This is a genomic window from Mesorhizobium sp. P5_C1, assembly GCF_054049815.1.
Map to the genome: position 1 here is coordinate 1 of NZ_JBFULQ010000842.1, position 1,710 is coordinate 1,710.

Consider the following 1,710-nt stretch of genomic DNA (forward strand, 5'->3'; position numbering starts at 1 on the left):
ATGCCCTCCAGTCCGGCCTTGTCGACGAGGTGGAAGATGCTGGCCGCATCACCGGGCAGCGCCTGACTGAATTGGATACGCCTGCCATCAGGGATCATCTTAGCCAGGATCTCGCGACGATCCTCGAGCGGCATGTTTCGCAGATCGTAGCCGTTGACGTGCAGGAGGTCGAAGGCGACGAAATAGAGGTCATGTTGGCGCCGAGTGATTGCTTTGCGCAGCGCTCCGAAATCGGACAGGCCGGCATCGTTCAGCACGATGATTTCGCCGTCGATGATGGCTTCCTCTACGTCGAGTCCAGTGCCGGCCTTTGCGAGGTCGCGATACTTCGATGTCCAGTCGAGACCGCGACGAGTGAAGATCCGCGTCCCGCCGGCATCGATGATGAGCTGCGAGCGGTATCCGTCGAACTTGACCTCGTGAATCCAGTCGCCGCCCTCGGGAGGTTTCTCCACCAAGGTCGGCATCATCGGGGAAATGAACGACAGCCGATAGGCCTTAATCATGCACAGAACCCGCCCAGGAACGCGATTCAAGCCGTGACGCTCGAATCCGTTCCGGAACATTTTAGCTGAATTGAATGTTTATGGGGAAACGGGACGCAAACCAGTGGCCAAAGGCTTTCAGCTGGGCGACGAAGTGACACTTACGGCCACGATCATGAAAGTCCTGCCGGGCGGCCTGTCGAGCGTCAACATCCCCTCTTACAACTACCCCTTCGCCATCGACACGCCGCAGAAGGCCAAGCCGGGCGACAGGGTCGAGATCACCGGGTTCGTGACGCGCATTGACGCCGAGGAGGGCAAGATCACAGGGCGGACGGATGGCGGCGGAATCATCACGGTGGACAGGGAAACTGTAGCGGCCGACGTCGTGAAGGTGACGGGTTGACGAAACTGTCGGACCTTGGCCCGCCGATCTTTAGCAAGAAGCATGGCAAAGACCACGCCAACGAGCGAGATCATTTCCATAAATGCGGTGCCTGCGGGTAGACAATCGATTTGCATGACCTACGGCAGGTCATCTGGCACGAAAAGCCGGGTCACGAGCCGCTTGAATTGGACGCCTGAAAGGAAAGAGGCCGCACATCGCGGCTCGCCTTAGTTCACACTACGCTGAGTGAAGGAAGTTCCGCGTTTGCCAGAGGCACCTCCACCGTCACCTGCCGACCGGTCGCATTCAGCTCAGACGGACGTCGCACTGATCTCCTTTGCCGCGAGATACATGAGCGCCGTTGCCACCTGTCTGCGATCCCATCCGGCGGCCTCTGCTCTTTCGATCATCTCTGAAACCAAAGGCGAGAGGACTTCTCTGCATCCTCTCTCGTATTCCATGTGGGTTGAAGCATGCTGCGGGGCTGGGAGCCCAGTCGCCTTTGCCATCGTCCGTGATCCCCACCTGCCAGCCAACCAGCTTAGCGAAGTTACAGGCTCGACCGACGGTCCAGACCGTGGGTCTTGCTCTCGTCGGCTATTACCTACAGCGCCTCAAGGGTCACTGCAATGCCAGACATCAGCGCGGAAATATCGGGTTTGCCGCCGGGCATTGCGAGTTCTGCCACCCTGGTCTGCAGGGTGGTGCTGAGTTCTTTCAACTTCAGGCGCAGATCGTCGTCCATGACTGTCCTCCGATTGGCTGGAGGCCTAACGCTGCGATTGGCAACCAGTTCCTAGGACCAGCCACTGCCACCCAACGGCTCAAATTTGCGCG

3 protein-coding genes are annotated in these 1,710 nt (G+C 58.9%); 1 reads left to right on the top strand and 2 read right to left on the bottom strand.

Features of this window, described 5'->3' with window-relative positions:
* Positions 1-506: ATP-dependent DNA ligase (locus ACXJ7R_RS31845; protein ID WP_457155275.1), on the bottom strand; the 506-nt coding region annotated here is incomplete at its 3' end.
* Positions 507-609: 103 nt separating this feature from the next.
* Here ACXJ7R_RS31845 and ACXJ7R_RS31850 point away from each other — a divergent pair.
* On the top strand, positions 610-891 hold the full coding sequence (locus tag ACXJ7R_RS31850; RefSeq protein WP_457155276.1) for a hypothetical protein: 282 nt from the start codon (positions 610-612) through the stop codon (positions 889-891).
* 586 nt (positions 892-1,477) lie between these two features.
* On the opposite strand, the gene ACXJ7R_RS31855 is transcribed toward ACXJ7R_RS31850, so the two are convergent.
* The gene (locus ACXJ7R_RS31855) at positions 1,478-1,618 is read right to left on the bottom strand and encodes a hypothetical protein (RefSeq protein WP_457155277.1); all 141 of its coding nucleotides are present in this window, start codon (positions 1,616-1,618) and stop codon (positions 1,478-1,480) included.
* Positions 1,619-1,710: the final 92 nt, after the last annotated feature.